The 17032-nt window shown below is 72.6% G+C and carries 15 protein-coding genes; 9 read left to right on the forward strand and 6 right to left on the reverse strand.

The features are described 5' to 3' along the window. Nucleotides 1-123 precede the first annotated feature (123 nt). Both ABZS51_RS30470 and ABZS51_RS30475 read right to left on the reverse strand, forming a co-directional pair. Nucleotides 124-1200: a hypothetical protein gene (locus tag ABZS51_RS30470; protein WP_355448064.1), complete on the reverse strand. Its 1077-nt coding sequence runs from the start codon at nt 1198-1200 to the stop codon at nt 124-126. A gap of 50 nt (nt 1201-1250) precedes the next feature. Further along, the gene (locus tag ABZS51_RS30475) at nt 1251-1991 is read right to left on the reverse strand and encodes a hypothetical protein (RefSeq protein ID WP_355448067.1); all 741 of its coding nucleotides are present in this window, start codon (nt 1989-1991) and stop codon (nt 1251-1253) included. Between the two features lie 120 nt (nt 1992-2111). Here ABZS51_RS30475 and ABZS51_RS30480 point away from each other — a divergent pair, with 120 nt between their 5' ends. The 3 genes from ABZS51_RS30480 to ABZS51_RS30490 all read left to right on the forward strand — a co-directional run bounded on the left by ABZS51_RS30480 (nt 2112) and on the right by ABZS51_RS30490 (nt 5218). After that, a complete protein-coding gene (locus ABZS51_RS30480; protein WP_355448069.1) occupies nt 2112-3011 on the forward strand; it encodes a Gfo/Idh/MocA family oxidoreductase in 900 nt (299 codons plus the stop codon). Nucleotides 3012-3093: 82 nt separating this feature from the next. Continuing rightward, nucleotides 3094-4110: an NAD(P)-dependent oxidoreductase gene (locus ABZS51_RS30485; RefSeq protein ID WP_355448072.1), complete on the forward strand. Its 1017-nt coding sequence runs from the start codon at nt 3094-3096 to the stop codon at nt 4108-4110. A gap of 31 nt (nt 4111-4141) precedes the next feature. Continuing rightward, nucleotides 4142-5218 (forward strand): dihydrodipicolinate synthase family protein, encoded by a 1077-nt coding sequence (locus ABZS51_RS30490; protein WP_355448075.1) that lies wholly within the window; start codon nt 4142-4144, stop codon nt 5216-5218. 73 nt (nt 5219-5291) lie between these two features. Here ABZS51_RS30490 and ABZS51_RS30495 read toward each other — a convergent pair whose 3' ends face one another. Continuing rightward, nucleotides 5292-6497 (reverse strand): hypothetical protein, encoded by a 1206-nt coding sequence (locus ABZS51_RS30495; protein WP_310713174.1) that lies wholly within the window; start codon nt 6495-6497, stop codon nt 5292-5294. A gap of 62 nt (nt 6498-6559) precedes the next feature. Between ABZS51_RS30495 and ABZS51_RS30500 the strand changes: the two genes are divergently transcribed. The 5 genes from ABZS51_RS30500 to ABZS51_RS30520 all read left to right on the forward strand — a co-directional run bounded on the left by ABZS51_RS30500 (nt 6560) and on the right by ABZS51_RS30520 (nt 11789). After that, a complete protein-coding gene (locus ABZS51_RS30500; protein ID WP_355448078.1) occupies nt 6560-7732 on the forward strand; it encodes a DegT/DnrJ/EryC1/StrS family aminotransferase in 1173 nt (390 codons plus the stop codon). Nucleotides 7733-7815: 83 nt separating this feature from the next. Continuing rightward, nucleotides 7816-9054 carry an extracellular solute-binding protein gene (locus ABZS51_RS30505; RefSeq protein WP_355448081.1) on the forward strand — a complete coding sequence of 413 codons (1239 nt, stop codon included), beginning with the start codon at nt 7816-7818 and terminating at the stop codon, nt 9052-9054. 27 nt (nt 9055-9081) lie between these two features. Next, nucleotides 9082-9936, forward strand: coding sequence for a sugar ABC transporter permease (locus ABZS51_RS30510; RefSeq protein WP_310713170.1), 855 nt, complete (start codon nt 9082-9084; stop codon nt 9934-9936). Continuing rightward, the gene (locus ABZS51_RS30515) at nt 9933-10793 is read left to right on the forward strand and encodes a carbohydrate ABC transporter permease (RefSeq protein WP_355448085.1); all 861 of its coding nucleotides are present in this window, start codon (nt 9933-9935) and stop codon (nt 10791-10793) included. The genes ABZS51_RS30510 and ABZS51_RS30515 overlap by 4 nt, the downstream gene beginning before the upstream one ends. Before the next feature lie 42 nt (nt 10794-10835). Continuing rightward, the gene (locus tag ABZS51_RS30520; RefSeq protein ID WP_355448088.1) at nt 10836-11789 is read left to right on the forward strand and encodes a dihydrodipicolinate synthase family protein; all 954 of its coding nucleotides are present in this window, start codon (nt 10836-10838) and stop codon (nt 11787-11789) included. 79 nt (nt 11790-11868) lie between these two features. Here ABZS51_RS30520 and ABZS51_RS30525 read toward each other — a convergent pair whose 3' ends face one another. Together ABZS51_RS30525 and mca are read right to left on the reverse strand one after the other, a co-directional pair. Further along, the gene (locus tag ABZS51_RS30525; protein WP_355448091.1) at nt 11869-13251 is read right to left on the reverse strand and encodes a DHA2 family efflux MFS transporter permease subunit; all 1383 of its coding nucleotides are present in this window, start codon (nt 13249-13251) and stop codon (nt 11869-11871) included. Continuing rightward, entirely contained in the window at nt 13248-14078 is an 831-nt protein-coding gene (gene mca, locus ABZS51_RS30530; RefSeq protein WP_355448094.1) for a mycothiol conjugate amidase Mca, read from the reverse strand. Before mca ends, ABZS51_RS30525 begins: the two co-directional genes overlap by 4 nt. Nucleotides 14079-14213: 135 nt before the next feature. On the opposite strand from mca, the gene ABZS51_RS30535 reads away from it, so the two are divergent. After that, on the forward strand, nt 14214-14840 hold the full coding sequence (locus ABZS51_RS30535; RefSeq protein ID WP_355448097.1) for a TetR family transcriptional regulator: 627 nt from the start codon (nt 14214-14216) through the stop codon (nt 14838-14840). A 130-nt stretch (nt 14841-14970) separates the two neighbouring features. Here ABZS51_RS30535 and ABZS51_RS30540 read toward each other — a convergent pair whose 3' ends face one another. After that, entirely contained in the window at nt 14971-16926 is a 1956-nt protein-coding gene (locus tag ABZS51_RS30540) for a hypothetical protein (RefSeq protein WP_355448101.1), read from the reverse strand. Between the last annotated feature and the right edge of the window lie 106 nt (nt 16927-17032).

Here is a 17032-nt window from a genome sequence, read left to right on the forward strand (position 1 = left end):
GAGATGTCGCAGCGCATTCAAGACGCAAGTTATCTTATGCAAGGACAACTAGAGCCGCCGACCACCAACAACGCATCTGCCAGCGACCGTGGCCGACTGGCCGCGGGCGCGGGCGCGGGCGCCTCACCGGCCGGGCAGCTGGTGGCGGAAGATCCCGCGGACGTCGCCGAAGCTGCCGGTGGCGAGCAGCCACGAGCCCCCGGGGACGCCGGCCAGTGACGTGAACTCCGCCGTTCCCGGGGCGCCGACCGGGCGCAGGGTCCAGACGCCGGCGGGGGAGCGGTGAGCGAGCGCGGCGTCGTCGCCGTTGACATCGGTGGAGCCGAGGAACCAGTGGCCGCCGCGCCCGTCCGGGACGGGGTCGAACGTCTCGCGCCACGGGCCGGGCACCGCGGTCACCCGCTCGGTCCGCCAGACGTTGCCGCTGCGGTGCAGCAGCAGCGGCGTGGTGGTCTGCGCGGTCATGTCGGAGACGTCGGCGGTGATCCAGACGCCGGAGGCGTCCGCGGTGATGCCGCCGAGATCGTAGGAGGAGGACGTGTCGGAGGCGGGGAGGGCGTCGCCGAGGGGCACGATCCGCCAGCCGGTGCCGTCGTAGTGGGCGACCCGGGGCTGGGTTTCGTCCCGCCTGTCCCGGCCGATGGCCCAGATGTCCGTGGCGGAGCGCGCGCTCGCCCGGGTCACCAGCACGGGCACGTCGGCCCTGACCCAGGCGGAGCCGGTGTAGTGCCACGTGTCGTCGCCGAAGAACCACACGTCGGTGTCGCCGAGAACCTCGACCTCCTGGACCGACTGCGAAGGCAGGGTCCGCATCGTGGTCCAGGTCCGGCCGTCCCAGCGCAGAGCCCGCCGCCCGTCGTCGTCGCCGCTGGTGACGAGCCAGACGTTGGCGGGCGAGGAGGCGCCCGCCGGCCCGCCGCCGGCGCCCAGCCCGGAGGGAAGGGGACTGGCCTGCCAGCGCTCACCGTCCCAGTGGTAGGCGGTGGGGCCGAAGTGCCACCACCCGACCCGGCGGGTGCCGAAGGCCCACGCCTCACGCTCACCGAGCGGAACGAGACTGGCGCCGAACTCCAGGGAGGGCGCCCGGTGCGCCAGCCGCCACTGCTCGTTGCCGGCCGTGGCGTTCTGGAGCGTCGTGCAGCCGGCGAGCAGGCCCAGCGCGACCACCGGGATCAGCAGGACCATCGGCAGCGTACGCACGTAGCGATGATGTCAGACGGACGGCACACGGCCGCCGGCGAGCGTGCGGATCAGCGGAACTCGGTGGTCACCTTGGCGGGGTCCGGCGCCTTGACCGACACCTTCGCGCCCCACCCGCTGTAGCGGCTGTCCACGGCGACCATGGCGCTCTTCCCGTCCTCCGTCGCCGTGTACGAGCTCTGCACCCTGCTCACCAGGCCCGCCGAGGTGAGCGTGAGGGTGTAGGAGACCTTCGTGTTGTCGAACGACTTGTCCGCCTTCGCGCCCGCCCACCAGGCCGAGACCTGCTTGAGGTCCTTGAAGGTGATGGTGCCGGTGACGGAGCTCTTCGCCGGCTTCCCGTGCTCGATCAGCGCGGCCAGGGTCCTCGGCTCGGCCGGGTTGAGGATCTGGCTGTAGGAGTCGGGCATCCCGTACCGCTCGACCTTGTACCAGGTCTTGCCCTCCGGCAGGACGACGGGCATGACCCCGCCGGAGTGGTACGTGATCTTGCCGATGCCGACGGCCCGCTGCCGCCCGTAGTCGTCGTCGTCCCAGTGGATGTCGATGTCGAACGCGGCGACGCCCTTGCGGTCGAACTGGAAGGCGCCCTTGCGGTCCTGGACCTCCCTCTCGTCCGTGCCGTCCGACCAGGTGACCGTTTCGGTGAAGCGCACGCCGTGCCCGGGTACGAGCTTGGCCTTCAGCGCGCTGACGGGATCCTTGGGCGCCGCCTGCGCGGGGGCGGCGACGGCCGACAGGGCCGCCGACATGACGGCGCAGGCAGCCAGAGCTGTGATCATCTTCTTCATGGTCGGCGATGATGCCGGAAGTGGATCACGAACCGGGCACGATCGGCTGATCGGCGGGCGGCGGCGGGGCGGCTGCCATGATGGTCCCCTCCCATCCCGCCGCCGCTCCGGAGGACTCCCGTGCGCATCGTTCTCGCCGGTCTCGCCACCAGTCACCCGTTCACCGACGCCCGTACGCTGGCGAGCCACGCCGAGCTGGTGGTGTGGGAGCCGGACCCCGAGCGGCTGCGGCGCTTCACCGGCGAGCACCCCGCGGCCGTGGTCGTCCCGACGCTCGCCGAGGCGCTGGCGACCGGCCCCGACGGGGTGGTGCTGACCGTGCCCAACCCGCAGGTGCCCGGCGCGCTGGCCGCGGTGCTGGAGACCGGCGCGGCCTGCTTCGTCAACAAGCCCGCGGCAGCCTGCCGTGACCAGCTGGAGCGGCTCGACCGGCTGCCGATCCACGACCGGGTGATGTCGACGTCGGTGCTCCGGTTCGCCCCGGCGTTCGCGGGGCTCACGGTGGACCCGGCCGACGTGCTCGCCGTGCGGGCCACCGTGCGGCACGACGTCGGGCTGTGGGCCACCGGCTACAACGCCTGGCAGGACACGCCGGGCGAGGGCGGCGGCACGATGGTGACCATGGGGATCCACGGCGTCGAGCTGCTGGTCGCGCTGCTGGGACCGGAGGTGGCGCTGGCGGGCGCGGCCGGCGCGCGGCGGCACTACGCGACCCTGCGCTCCGAGGACACCGGCGTCATGGCGCTGCGCTGGGCGGAGGGCGTCACCGGCGTCGTGGAGGTCCTCGGCGTGTCGGAGGGGGAGGAGTACACCGTCACCGTGCACCGGCGCGACTCCTCAGAGACCGTCGTGATCGAGGGGGGCGACGACCCGGTCAAGGGGCTCGGCTACGAGGGGACGATCGCGGCGTTCCTCGACATGGTGGCGGGCGCGCCCAGCCCGGTCCCGTGGGAGCAGACCCGGGCCGTCCTCGGCGTCCTGGTCGCGGCCCGCGAGAGCGCCCCGCCCGCCGCCTCCTGACAGCGGTCGCGTCCACCCGTTGACAGGTCAACTGTGCGCCAGTTACGGTCTGGACCGTAAATGACGTACAGAGGGAGACCGCGTGCGGACGACAGCGGAACTAGAGGAACGGCTGGCGCGGCCGAGCGCCGGGCTGGTCGACGACCTCGGCGGGCTCGACGGCGACATCATGATCCTCGGCGCCGGCGGCAAGCTGGGACCGAGCCTGGTGCGGCTCGCGCTCAACGCCACGGCCGCCGGCGGGCACGACCGGCGGGTCATCGCCGTGTCCCGCTTCTCCGAGCCGGGCCTGGCCGACGCGCTGCGGGCGGAGGGCGCCGACGTGGTGCCCGCCGACGTGGCCGACGAGCGGGCGCTGCGCGAGCTGCCCGACGCGGCCAACGTGGTCTTCCTGGTGGGCGCCAAGTTCGGCACCGCGGGACGCGAGCACGCCACCTGGTTCACCAACGCCTACCTGCCGGGCCGCGTCGCCGACCGGTTCCGTGACAGCAGGATCGCCGCGCTGTCCACCGGCAACGTCTACCCGCTCGTCCCCGTGACCAGCGGCGGCAGCACCGAGGACTCCGCCACCGGACCCGTGGGCGACTACGCGATGAGCTGCCTCGGCCGGGAGCGGGTGCTGACGCACTTCGCTGAGACGTACGGCACCCGCATGGCGCTGATCCGCCTCAACTACGCGGTCGAGCTCAGGTACGGCGTGCTGGTCGACCTGGCCCAGAAGGTCCTCGCCGGAGAGCCCGTCGACCTGGCCACCGGCCAGGTGAACGTCGTCTGGCAGGGTTACGCCAACGAGGTCACCCTGCGCTCCCTGGCGCTGGCCGAGGCGCCGCCGTACGTGCTCAACGTCACCGGCCCGGAGCTGGTCTCCGTGCGGCAGGCGGCGCTGGCGCTGGGGGAGGCCCTGGGCAAGGAGCCGGTGTTCACCGGCGAGGAGGCGCCCACGGCGCTGCTGTCGAACGCCTCACGCTGCCACCGCCTGTTCGGCTACCCGCAGATCACCCCCGCCGAGCTGATCGAGCACACCGCCCGCTGGGTCGCCGGCGGCGGGCCGCTGCTCGGCAAGCCCACCAAGTTCGAGCGCCGTGACGGCCGCTTCTGACCCGCCCGCGGCCACCGCAGCCCACTCACCCGTGACAAAGGGGGACCCCCACGTGCTCAGCACGGCTCCAGAGGCGCAGACGTCCGTGCGCCACCTGTTCCGGCGCGGCCTCGTCATCCCGGCGCACCCGCTCGCCCTGACCGAGGATCGCAAGCTGGACGAGCGCCGCCAGCGGGCGCTGACCCGCTACTACGTCGAGGCGGGCGCCGGTGGGCTGGCGGTGGGCGTGCACACCACCCAGTTCGCGATCCACGGCACCGGCCTGCTCGCGCCCGTGCTCGAACTGGCCGCCCGCACCGCCGGCGAGGCCGGCCGCGAGGTCGTGCTGGTGGCCGGGGCGACCGGCCCGACCGCGCAGGCGGTGGCGGAGGCCGAGCTGGCCAGGTCCCTCGGCTACCACATGGTCCTGCTCAGCCCGCACCGCGACCTGGACGAGGACGCCCTGATCGACCGGGCCAGGGCGGTCGGCGAGGTGCTTCCCGTGATCGGGTTCTACCTCCAGCCGGCCGTGGGCGGGCGCACCCTGTCGCGCGACTTCTGGACGCGCCTGGCCGCGATCGAGTCGGTGGTGGGCATCAAGGTCGCCCCGTTCGACCGCTATCGGACGCTCGACGTCCTGCACGGCGTGGTGCGCGCCGGGCGCGCGGGCGACGTCGCCCTCTACACCGGCAACGACGACCACATCCTGGCCGACCTCATCACCACGCATCGCGTGGTGGTGGACGGGCGCGAGGTGGACATCGAGTTCGTCGGCGGCCTGCTCGGCCAGTGGGCGGTGTGGGTGCGGCGGGCCGTGGACCTGCTGGAGGAGGCGAAGCTCGCCCGCGCCGGCGACGACGCGGCGGTGCGGCGGCTGCTCACCCTGGACGGTCACCTGACCGACGCGAACGCCGCCATCTTCGACACCGCCAACGGCTTCCACGGGTGCATCCCGGGCATCCACGAGGTGCTGCGCCGGCAGGGACTGCTGGCCGGCCGCTGGTGCCTGGACCCCGCCGAGGAGCTGTCGACCGGGCAGCTCCAGGAGCTCGACCGCGTCTGGGCCGCCTACCCGTGGCTGCGCGACGACGACTTCGTCGCCGCCGGCCTGGACCGCTGGCTGTCCTGACATGCCCGCCCGCCGGCCACCGCACGAGACCCGCCCGCCCCGTGCCCGGCCCCATGCCCGGCGGCCGGGCGGGTCAGAGGGTGAGGCGGTAGAGCGTGAGCGGGCGGCCGCTGGAGCCGCTGGTCAGGTTGCCGGTGCGCTCGGCCAGCCCGGCCAGCTCCAGGCGGTGCAGCATGCGGCGCGCGGTCCGCTGCTGCACGGCCAGGCGGTCGGCGATCTCCCGGGTGGTCAGCGGCTCCTCCCCGGCGGCGGCCCGCGCCTCCAGGAGCTTCTCCAGCGTGGACACCGACAGGCCCACCCGCCGGGCGATGACCGACAGGTTGTGCTCGGCCGCCGGGGCGGCGGGCACCGACTCCAGCACGATGTCGGTGTCGGCCCGCAAGGACAGCACGGCCGCCACGTCGCCGATGCGCCGGGCCCGGGCCAGCGCGCGGCGGGCCAGGCTCTCGGCCTCGGCCGCGCTGCGCCCCAGGCCGAACCCGATGCGGACCACCTCGTTCTGACCGGCCAGCCGCCCCAGCATGGGCAGGCAGGTGAACCCGCCCGTGGCGTCGTGCAGCGGCCCCCGGGTGGTCACCAGCAGCTGCGTGCCGCCGCGGAAGGCGGCGACGGTGCCGCCCAGCGCGGCGGCCTCGCGCAGCAGGCCCTCCTCGCCCGCCACCTCGATCAGCCCGAGCGCGATCTGCGCGTCCTCCTGGGCCTGGCCCTCGGCCGTCAGCAGCAGCTGGCGCAGCGCCACGCGGACCGAATGGACCGAGGGCACCAGCCGCAGCACCTGCATCTCGTCCCGCAGCGCCTCGTGGACGCTGCTCAGGCACGTGATCACCGGGTGGCCGGGGTCGCGGCGGTGGAAGGCGATCGCGCTCCTGGAGGTCATCTCGGGCCGGTAGGGGAGCGTGCGCAGCGCCTGCGTGGGCAGCCCGGCCTCGGCGAAGGTCGCCGTCACGTCGGCCGCCGACAGCGTGTCGATGGACAGGCGGGTCACGTCCACGCCGTCGCGCTGGAGCCGTACGAGGGCGCTGAGCAGGGTCGCGCCCGAGTAGTCGACGAACGCGGCGGGACGCGTCAGCACGTCGGCGTCGCGGGCCAGCATGTAGGGGACGATGCCGGTGAACAGCCACCCCTCGACGCCCGAGGCGTGCGCCTCGGCGATCGCCGGCGCCTGGGACTCGTGGTCGTAGTCCAGGCGCAGCGCGGTGACGCCGGGCTGGTCCTCGCACGTGGCCGCGACGTCGTCGACCAGGTCATGCGGGCCGACGACCCCGATGACGATTCCCACCCACGTCCCCCTCTCTGCTCATTTCGGTCAAGACCGCAATCATATCCTTGTGAGGTGTCCCGGTGAAGTTCCCGTCCATGGCCGAGGCGGCGGGCCGAACGCTCGGCGACGAGGAGGTCGCCGCCGCCGAGCGGGTGATCCGCTCCGGCATGCTCAACTCCGTCTGGGGCACCGAGGCCAGGCGGCTCGAAGAGGAGGTCGCGCGGATGTACGGCCTCCGCCATGCGATCTCCTGCAGCTCGGGCACCGCGGCCCTCCATCTGTCGGTCGTGGCGGCGGCGCCGGACCCCGGAGACGAGATCATCACGACGCCGATCACGGACTTCGGGACTGTGGCCCCCATCTTGGCGCAGAACGCGGTCCCTGTCTTCGCGGACGTGGACCCCGCGGACGGCAACCTCGATCCCGCCGCCGTCGCCGCGCTGATCGGGCCGCGCACCCGGGCGATCATGGCGGTCCACCTGTTCGGCGCGCCCGCCCGGATCGACGAGCTGCGCACCCTGGCCGACGCCCACGGCCTGACGCTGATCGAGGACTGCGCGCAGGCGTGGCTCGCCGAGCTGCCCGCGCCGGACGGGGCGGACGGCGCGCCCCGGCCGGCGGGGACCGTGGGCGACGTCGCCTGCCTCAGTCTCCAGCAGTGGAAGCACATCACGTGCGGCGACGGCGGGGTGGCGCTCACCTCGGACGACACGCTGGCCAGGCGGATGCGGCTGTTCGCGGACAAGGGCTGGGACCGCGCGGCCGGGCGCTCGCACGCCTCCTACGGGCTCAACTACCGCATGACCGAGCTGCAGGCCGCGGTCGCGCGGGCGCAGCTCGCCAAGCTGCCCGGGGTGGTGAGCGCCCGGCGGCGCACCGCCCTGCTGTTGCTGGACGCGCTCAAGGGCGTGCCGGGCCTGCGGCTGCCGCGGCCGGACGGCCACGCCTGGTGGCTGTTCCCCCTCGTGCTGCCCGGCGGCGGCGCGCGGGAGCTGGCCGAGGGCCTGGGCGCGGCCGGCGTCCCGGCCCGCGCCGGATACCTCGGCGAGCCGCTGAACCGCGCGCCCGTCTGGCACGCGCCCGTCTACGGCAGCTCCCGCGGGCCCCTGGAGGGCTACACGCCGGCCGGCTGCCCCGAGGCGGAACGCCTCGTCGCCGACACGCTGCTGGTCATCGACTGGAACGAGCACTACACCGGCGAGCACGTCGAGGTGGTGGCCCGCGAGATCGCCCGCCTCCGTGGCCGCCCGTAGTCACGGTCGGATATCAGGCGTTGACCCGGCCGGACGCCCTCACTAGATTTCGGTCAGGACCGGTATTAGGAAAGGAAGCCGCCATGAGGAAGACAGCGGCAGTCGGCATCGCCGCCGCGTTGAGCGTCGCGGCCGCCGGGTGCGGATCGAGCGGCTCGGACAAGAGCGTCGTGACTCTCTGGATGTATCCGGTGATCTCCGACCAGGCCAAGAGTCAGGCGTACTGGGGCAAGGTCGAGAAGGACTTCGAGGCCCAGAACCCCACCGTCGACCTCAAGGTCGACCTCCAGCCCTGGGAGGGCCGCCAGGAGAAGGTGACCACCGCACTGATCTCCAAGAAGGGCTTCGACCTGGTCGTGCTCGGTCCCGACCAGATCCCCCAGTACGCGCAGCAGGGCACCATCGAGCCGGTCGACGACGTCGTCGCCGCCGACAAGGCGTCGTACCTGCCCAACTCGCTGAGCGCCCTGACGGTGAACGGCAAGCTCTACGGTGTGCCGATCTACCAGACGATCACCGCGCCGATCTACAACAAGAAGCTGTTCACCGAGGCCGGCGTCGAGGCGCCGCGGACGCTCGCCGAGCTGAAGGCGGCCGCGCCCAAGCTGGCCGCCAAGAAGGTCGCGGTGCTCGACTACCCGGGCAAGCCCGAGGTCAGCCTCAACCAGAGCTTCTACCCGCTGCTGTGGGCCAACGGCGGCTCGGTCTTCGCCCCCGACGGCAAGAGCGTCGCCTTCAACGGCCCCGAGGGCGTCGAGAGCCTCCAGCTCCTGCTCGACCTGAAGGCCGCCGGCGGCCTTCCCGAGAACGCCGCCAGCAAGGGCAACGACATCGAGGGCGGCCCGCTCGCGGCCGGCAAGACCGCGATGTACCACGCCGCCACCGCCCTGCAGGCGGTCCAGCTCGGCACCGCCGTCGGCGCCGAGAACGTGGGCATCGGCCTGCCGCTGGAGGGCAGCAAGCGCGTCGCGTTCGGCATCCCCGGCGCCCTGGTGCTGGCCGGGCACTCCGGGCAGAAGGACGCGGCCAGGAAGTTCGCCTCGTTCCTCGCCTCGCCGCAGCAGGCGGCGCAGCTGGCGAAGGAGTCCGGCTTCTTCCCCGCGCGCACCGACGTGACCGTGCCCGACCAGTCGGCCGAGGCCAAGGAGTTCGCCAAGTCGCTGCAGTACGCCTTCCCGGGTGACACGCACCCGAAGGCCCGCCAGGTGATGGGCGTGCTCGCCCCGCACATCCAGGCGGCCCTGCTCGGCAAGGAGGACGCCAGGACGGCGCTCGACGCCGCCGCCAAGGAGGCCGACACGCTGCTGAGCAGCGGTAGCTGACCGGAGAGGACCACGGTGCGTCATCGCTTGCGTGACCCGGTCACCGGGCTGCTGTTCGTGCTCCCGATGCTGGTGCTGTTCCTGATCTTCAAGATCTTCCCGACCCTCGGCGCGGCGGGCATGAGCCTGACGAACTGGAACATCGGAGGGCAGTGGAGCTTCGTCGGCGCCGACAACTACGCCCGGCTGCTCGACGACGTGAACTTCTGGACCAGCCTGCGGGTCACGCTGGTGTACGCGGCGATCTACGTGCCGCTCACGGTCGTCGTGGCGCTCGGCACGGCGCTGCTGCTCAACCAGGTGGTGTTCCTGCGCGGGCTGTTCCGCGGCATGCTGTTCCTGCCGTACGTGACCAGCTTCGTGCTCGCCGGCATCGTCTGGCGCTGGATCTACGAGTTCGACGGCCTCATCAACGGGCTGCTGGCCAAGGCCGACCTCGGCCCGGTGGCGTTCCTGGAGCAGTCGGGGCTGGTGCTGCCGGCGCTGGCCCTGGTGTCGGTGTGGAAGGGATTCGGCTACTCGATGCTGATCCTGCTGGCCGGGCTCAAGTCCATCCCGGGCTCCTACCTGGAGGCGGCCACCGTCGACGGGGCGAGCGCGTGGCAGCGGTTCCGCCGGATCACGCTGCCCCTGCTCAAGCCCACCTTGTTCTTCGTCATGGTGATCGAGACGATCAGCGCCTTCCAGACGTTCGACACCATCTACGTGATGACCGGCGGAGGCCCCGCGCGGGCCACGTACACGCTCATCTACGGCATCTACGAGCACGGCTTCCGGTCCTTCGAGTTCGGCTACGCGGCCACCTGGGGCATGGTGCTGTTCGCGATCGTGCTGGTCGTGTCGCTGGTGCAGCGCCGCTTCCTGGACCGGGGGAACACATGACACTGACCGCTTCCCGCCCGCTCGCCCGCGCCTCCAAGGCCGCGCGGGCGGGCCGGCCGCGGGCCAGGTGGCCGCTCGCCGCGCTGCTGGGCGTGATGGCGGTGCTGACCGTCAGCCCGTTCCTGGTGATGCTCGTCGTGGCGTTGTCGCCGGCCGGCCGGCCCACCGTGCCCGGCCGCTGGCCCGAGTCGCTCACCTTCGACAACCTGGCGCGGGTCCTGTCCTCCAGCGGCATCGCCGAGTGGACGGTCAACTCGCTGGTCTACTCCGTGGTGTCGGTGGTGATCATCCTGCTCACCGCCTCCATGGCCGGGTACGCCTTCGCCAAGAAGCGCTTCCCCGGCCGGGACGCGATGTTCTGGACGTTCCTGGCGACCATGATGGTGCCGTTCCAGGCGACCCTCATCCCGACGTTCGTCCTCGTCAACGGCCTGGGCGGGGTGGACACGTTCTGGGGCCTGATCGTGCCGACCCTGGCCAACTCGCAGGCCGTCTTCCTCATGCGCCAGTTCATCCTGGGCCTGCCGGACGAGCTGTTCGACGCGGCCAAGGTCGACGGCGCCTCCGAGCTGCGGGTCTACTGGACGATCGTGGTGCCGCTCACCAAGCCCATCCTGGCCACGCTCGGGGTGTTCGTGTTCCTGTGGCACTGGAACGACTTCCTGTGGCCGCTGGTCGTCGGGCAGAGCGACACGACCCGGACGCTCACCGTGGGGCTGACCACGCTGCGGACCGAGGAGCTGCAACTGTCGGTGCTGATGGCCTCGGCGACCGTCTCCGTGGTGCCGTGCCTCGTGGTGTTCTTCCTGCTCCAGCGCTACCTCGTCAACAGCATCGCGATGACCGGGCTCAAGTAGCCGGGGCGGGCCCGCCGAACTCTCTGGCCTAAGCTCTCTGGGATGCACATCTCGGCACAGAACCTCCGGGACCGCCTGCGCGGCTCGCTCGTCGCCGCGGCCGCCACCCCCATGACGGCGGCCGGAGAGGTGGATCTCGACCTGGTCTCGCACTACCTCGCCGGACTGGTCGCCGACGGGGCCGGCGCGCTGGCGGTGCTGGCCCACACCGGCCGGGGCCCGTACCTGTCCCCGCAGGTGCGCGCGGGCGTGATCGAGCGGGCGGTGGCGCTCGGCGTCCCCGTGCTCGTCGGCGTCGGCGGCCATTCCGGGACTGCCGGGCCGGCGGCCGCCGAGGCGACGACGGACCAGGCGCGCGTGGCGGCCGATCTCGGGGCGGCGGGCGTCCTGGTGTTCCCCTCGGCGGGGGACCGGCCGGCGCTGCACGACGCCGTGTGGCGGGCGTCCGGGCTGCCGATGATCGCCTTCGACCTCTACACCCTGCCGTGCCCGCCGGAGGTGATGACCGAGATCCTCACCCACCCGGGCGTGGCGGGCCTGAAGACGGCCCTGCTGTCCGACGCCATGGGGTGCCAGCGGGCCATCGCGCTGGCCCGCGAGGCGGGACGGCTGGCCATCACCGGCGAGGACCGCATGTTCGGCCCGTCCCTGCTGTGGGGCGCCGAGGCCGCGCTGGTGGGCATCGCCGCCGCCGCCGTGGAGGTCACCGCCGCCGTGCTGGACGCCTTCCGCGGCGACGACCTGCGGGCGTTCCACGAGGCGTCCGACCGCCTGGACCGGCTGGCGCGGGTCACGTTCACCGAGCCCATGGAGGGCTACGTGCGGCGCATGCTGTGGCTGGCGGCGGCCGAGGGCCGCATCCCCGGCTCGCACGCCCACGACCCGTACGGCCCGCCGCTGCCCGCGGACAAGCACGCGCAGGAGCACGCGGAGGTGGTACGGCACCGCGGACGCGTCCGGACGGCGGACCGGCCGGGCGCGACGCTCACCGGGTAGACCGTCACCACGTCGTCGAGCGCGGCGGGCTCTCCGATCCGCATGCCTCACACTCCCCATGCCTCACACTCCGCATGCCTCACACAGGACGACGCTCGCGGCCCGGGTAGAGGAACGCGGGCAGCAGCGTGGCGGCCGAGAGCCCCATCGTCCACCAGAACGTCGCGCCGTAGGCGGCGGCGGGGGCGAGGCCGCCGTCGAGGTGGTGCTGGAGGACGAGCGCGAGGATCGCGGTGCCCAGCGCGCCGCCCACCCGGTTGATCGTGTTGATCGCCCCGGCCGCCCGCGGCACCTGGTCCTTGGTGACGCTGCCGTAGATCGCCGCCATGCCGGGCGCCATGACCAGGCCGAGCCCGGCGCCCCGTACGACCAGCGACAGCAGCAGGACGGGCGCGGCGGGGGACGAGCCGAGCAACGTGAAGGCGTACGTGCCCGCCAGCGTGACCAGGATGCCGGACAGGATCAGCGGCCTCGGGGCCATCCGGTCGGCCAGCCGCCCGGCCACCAGAGTGACGGCGGCGGTGCCGAGCGCCTGCGGCGCCAGCATCAGCCCCGCCTCGAGGGCGCCCGCGTGCTCGACCTGCTGGTAGTACAGCGGCAGCAGCAACATCGAGCTGTACAGGGCGGCGCCCTGCAGGAACGAGTTGCCGGCGGCGACGGCGAATCCGCGCCGGGCGAACAGCCGCAGGTCGATCAGCGGTGTTCCCTTGGCGCGCAGCGCGTACGCCACGTAGGCCGCCATCAGGACCGTCCCGCCGGCCAGGGGCACGCCCGCGCCCGCCGTGCAGCCGTACACCAGCCCCGCAAGGGCCGCCGGGAGCAGCACCAGCCCGGGCACGTCGAGCTTCGCCGCCGTGCCCGGACCCGTCGCGCGCGGCAGCGCCCCGGACGCCAGCAGCAGCGTCACCACGCCGACGGGCACGTTCACCAGGAACATCCACCGCCAGTCGAGCGTGTGCAGGACCACGCCGCCGAGCACCGGACCGACGACGGGCGCGAAGGTGAGCGGCAGGAGCGTGACCGCCAGCACCCGGCCCAGCCGTGCGGGCCCGGCGGCCTGGACCAGCATTGACTGCCCGAGCGGTTGGATCATGCCACCGCCCAGGCCCTGCAGTACGCGGAAGACGATCAGCGCGCCGATCGACCAGGACAGCCCGCACAGCGCGGAGGCCGCCGTGAACAGCGCCACCGAGCTCATCCACACCGCCCTGGCGCCGAACCGGTCGGCCGCCCACCCTGACAGGGGCATGACGACCGACACTGCCAGCAGATACGCGGTGGACACCCACTGGACGGCCCCGAGCGAGCCGCCCAGGTCCCCGGCCACGGCGTCGATGCCGACGGCCACGATCGTGGTGTCGAGCATGACCAGGATCGGCCCGAGCACCAGCACGAAGGCGGTCCGCAGCAGCGGCCCGTCCAGTTTGTGCACGGCGGGGCGGAGTCCCACGGACCGGGTCATCTCACCCCTTCCGCCACCGGCTCGCGCAGTCCCGCGAACAGGTCGTCCTCCGGCGTGACCACCTCGACGAGCGAGCGGGCGAGGTGGTAGTCCTCGGTCGGCCACACCTCGCGCTCGATGCCACGGGGGTGGCGCATGAATCCGGCCTGCGGGTCGATCTGCGTGGTGTGCGCCAGCAGGGCGCGGTCCCGGGTCTCGAAGTACTCCGCGCAGGGCACGCGCGTGGTGGTCTCGATCGCCGGCTGCGGCAGCTCTTCCAGCAGGTCCGCCATTCCCGAGTCGATGCCGCGGGCCGTCATGGCCTGGTGCATGGCCAGGAACCAGTCGCGTGACAGCGCGGCGTGGTAGTAGAGCTTCATCGGCTGCCACCCCGCCCGGGCCCTGGCCGCCTCGAAGGCGGCCAGGGTCACCTCGTGGGTCCTGATGTGGTCGGGGTGGGGGTAGCCGCCGGTCTCGTCGTAGGTGACGATCACGTGCGGGCGGAACTCACCGATCAGCTGCAACAGCCGCCCGGCCGCCTCCTCCAGGGGCTGGAGCGCGAAACAGCCGTCCGGCAGCGCCTCGCCCGGCGCGGGCAGTCCCGAGTCGGTGAACCCGAGGAAGCGCTGGCGCACGCCCAGGATCTCGCGGGCCGCCGCCATCTCGGCCCGCCGGATCTCGGCGAGGTTCTCCCGTACGCCCGGCTTGTCCATCGCCGGGTTCAGCACGTCGCCACGTTCGCCGCCGGTGCAGGTGACGACCAGGACGTCCACGCCCTCGGCGGCGTACTTGGCCAGCGTCGCGGCGCCCTTGCTCGACTCGTCGTCGGGGTGGGCGTGCACGCTCATCAGGCGCAAGGGTTCGCCATGCGTGACGCGCAGGTTCATGTGCGGCCTCCGTTCGTGTTGGCGACATAAATTTAGGCTCGACATAAACTTATGTCAATTCTGTCCTTGGGGCAGACCTATGGAAGAATGGACGTCATGCCCGGAGGACTACGCGAACTGAAGAAGCAGCAGACGCGCCAGGCCATCTCCGACACCGCGACGCGGCTGTTCATGGAGCGCGGCTTCGAGGCGGTGACGATCGCCGACATCGCGGCGGCGGCCCAGGTGGCCAAGATGACCGTCACCAACTACTTCCCGCGCAAGGAAGACCTCGCCCTCGACCACCACGAGGCCCTCACCGGCAGCCTGGCCCGGCCCGTCGCCGAGCGGCGGCCGGGGGAGTCGGCGCTGGCCGCGCTGCGCCGCGCGTTCCTGGACGCCGTGGAGCGGCACGAGCCCGTGGTCGGCTTCTCGGGGCCCGCGTTCGTCCGCATGATCACCGGCAGCCCGGCGCTGATCGCCCGGATGCGCGAGATCAACGATCAGCGGGAGAGCGCTCTGGCCGAGACGCTGGCCGCCGAGACGGGCGCCGCGCCCGGCGACCTGGCGCCCAGGGCCGCAGCCGCGCTGCTCGCCGCGGCCCACCGCACGCTGTTCCAGCGCGTCATGGACCTGACGCTGACCGGCATGAACCAGGACGAGATCGCCGCCGACGTCACGTCAGCGGCCTACGAGGTCTTCGACCTTCTGGAACCCTCTCTGTCGGGTTACGCGGTGCGCTGAGCGCCCGGCTGGTGCGTCCACGCGGCTTCCGGCCTCCTCCCCGGCGAACCGCCGGCCCCGCCCCTCTGGCCGGGAAGCCTCCTGACCGAGGGTCGAAGCCGCCGCCCTCGCCTGCGGATCGCCGGAGGCGTCAGGGCCGGCCGGAGATGGCGATGCGGACAAGGTCGCGGCCCTTCACGCCGTACAGGGCGCGGCGCGAGGGATCCAGGGCCAGCTTGGGCTCGCCGCCGAACCACTGCCCGGCCAGCCCCTCGACGATGGTCCTCGCCGTGAACGACCTCAGGTCGATCTTGTAGATCTTGTCCCCGTCCGTGCAGTAGGCCACCTCGCCCGTGACGAACAGGTCGCCGCCCTTCGCGCCCACCTGGAGCCTCGCGGTCACCTCCCGGCGCCGCGGGTCGAACGCGAACACCTCGCCGGTGCTCGCCATGCCGTACAGCAGGGTCCCGGCGCGTCCGAGGGCCAGGGACGTGATGGCGCGGGCGCCGGGCACGGGTTCGGCCTGCCACAGGAGCCTGCGGCCGGCCAGGTCCCAGGCGGCGAGGCGGGCCGTGGTGGTGACTGGCGGCAGGCCCAGGCCCTCCTGGATGAGGGTGCCGAGGTAGGCGGTGCCGTTCCGGGTGACGACCGAGTAGACGGTCTGCCGCTCGACGGCCGGCCGGTAGGTCTCCACCTTGCCGGTGCGCGGGGAGTACAGCGTCAGGGCGCCGTTCACGTGGCCGGGCTCGGGCTGCGTGGGCATGACGACCAGGCCGGTGCGCGCGTCGTAGGCGAGGTCGCGCGGCCGGTCCTGCTGGTTGCCGGCCCGCAGGAGCAGCTTCGCCTCACTCTCGCCGGGCCGGTGCGCGTACAGGGCGGCCTGCGTGTAGACGCCGAGGTAGGTGGTGCCGCGCACGGTCAGCATGGTCTTCGGCTCGCCCGGGATGCCGAGCCGGGTGACCTTGCCGGTGGCCAGGTCGTGGATGTCGGCGCCGCTCTTGCCGCCGACGTAGACGCGCTCGCCGTCGGAGTGGACGGACATGGGCTCCTCGGGGGCGGCCCGCAGCCCGCGCTGCACGAGGTTGCGGTACTCGATCGCGCCCGTCGCCGGGTCGACGACGAAGACCGCGCTGTCCTGGACGCCGTAGACGCGCCCCTCGTGGGCGAGGATCCGGTGGGTGGCGGCCTCGAAGTACGGCACGCCGAGCACCTCCAGCCGGTCCTCGGCGATCGAGTAGCGGTAGAGGGTGCCGGTGGGGCGGCCGGCGAAGTAGACGTGGCCGTCGTGGAGGAGCACCGAGACGATGTACTTCTCGCCCGGCGCGGTGGCCTTGACGACCTTGAAGCCACCTGGGTCCGCCCTGTCCAGCACGAGCAGCTCGGCCAGGGAGTTCATGCCGCAGGCGATGTGGGTGCCGGACATGCTCATGCTGGCCACCCAGTCGCGGTCGGCCAGCTCCGGCGGCAGCAGCTCGTGCCGCTCGCCGGTGGCGCGGTCGATGGCGATGAGGTGGGCGTTGGCGCCGACGCCCGCGTAGACGTGCGTGGCGTCGGCCTGGATGCTGCGGACGTACGCCTCCCCGGGGCTGGCCTCACCCAGGTCGCGGCTGACGCCGGTGGCCGGGTCGTACTCCCGGACCCGGCCGGGCTCTGAGGTGCCCATGTACACCTTGCCGTCGGGCGAGGCGGCCATGGTCCAGATGAAGTGGTCGGGGTACTCGGCGACCTTCGACACCGTGCCGGCCACGGTGTCGATCCGGTAGAGATCGGAGCGGGAGTGCGTGGCGGCGTAGACGTCGGTGCCCACCCGGCACATCGCCCAGATGCCGATGCCCGTCGGGATCTCGAAATGGGTCGTGACCGTATCCTTGGCCAGGTCGTACGCGCCGACGACGTTGGGCGACAGGCCGCGCGAGCCGACGTAGAGGACGTCCCCCACGATCTCGGCGTTGCCGAGGGGGGCGGCGACGCTGGCCGGCCCCAGGCCGGTGACGGTTCCTTCGGCTTGCGTGGCCCGGACTGCCGTGGCCGTCGCGGGGGTGGCGGACAGGGGGACGGCCACCGCGGTGGTGGCCGCCGCCTGCAGGAAACGACGACGGGGGATCATGTGCGGCTCCCTGGTGAAGTTTGCCGCACGCTATAACGGGCCGGGCCGTAATGTCCAGATCCCGAACAGCAATGTCCAGACCCGAACAGCAATGTCCAGACCCGAA

Source organism: Nonomuraea sp. NPDC005501, from assembly GCF_040605905.1.
Taxonomy (GTDB): domain Bacteria; phylum Actinomycetota; class Actinomycetes; order Streptosporangiales; family Streptosporangiaceae; genus Nonomuraea.

Bases quoted from the DNA above. Each gene is read 5' to 3' on its own strand.
- ABZS51_RS30475 (WP_355448067.1), bottom strand. From the start codon at position 1,991: ATGAAGAAGATGATCACAGCTCTGGCTGCCTGCGCCGTCATGTCGGCG.
- ABZS51_RS30505 (WP_355448081.1), top strand. From the start codon at position 7,816: ATGAGGAAGACAGCGGCAGTCGGCATCGCCGCCGCGTTGAGCGTCGCG.
- ABZS51_RS30515 (WP_355448085.1), top strand. From the start codon at position 9,933: ATGACACTGACCGCTTCCCGCCCGCTCGCCCGCGCCTCCAAGGCCGCG.
- ABZS51_RS30520 (WP_355448088.1), top strand. From the start codon at position 10,836: ATGCACATCTCGGCACAGAACCTCCGGGACCGCCTGCGCGGCTCGCTC.
- ABZS51_RS30525 (WP_355448091.1), bottom strand. From the start codon at position 13,251: ATGACCCGGTCCGTGGGACTCCGCCCCGCCGTGCACAAACTGGACGGG.
- mca (WP_355448094.1), bottom strand. From the start codon at position 14,078: ATGAGCGTGCACGCCCACCCCGACGACGAGTCGAGCAAGGGCGCCGCG.
- ABZS51_RS30535 (WP_355448097.1), top strand. From the start codon at position 14,214: ATGCCCGGAGGACTACGCGAACTGAAGAAGCAGCAGACGCGCCAGGCC.
- ABZS51_RS30540 (WP_355448101.1), bottom strand. From the start codon at position 16,926: ATGATCCCCCGTCGTCGTTTCCTGCAGGCGGCGGCCACCACCGCGGTG.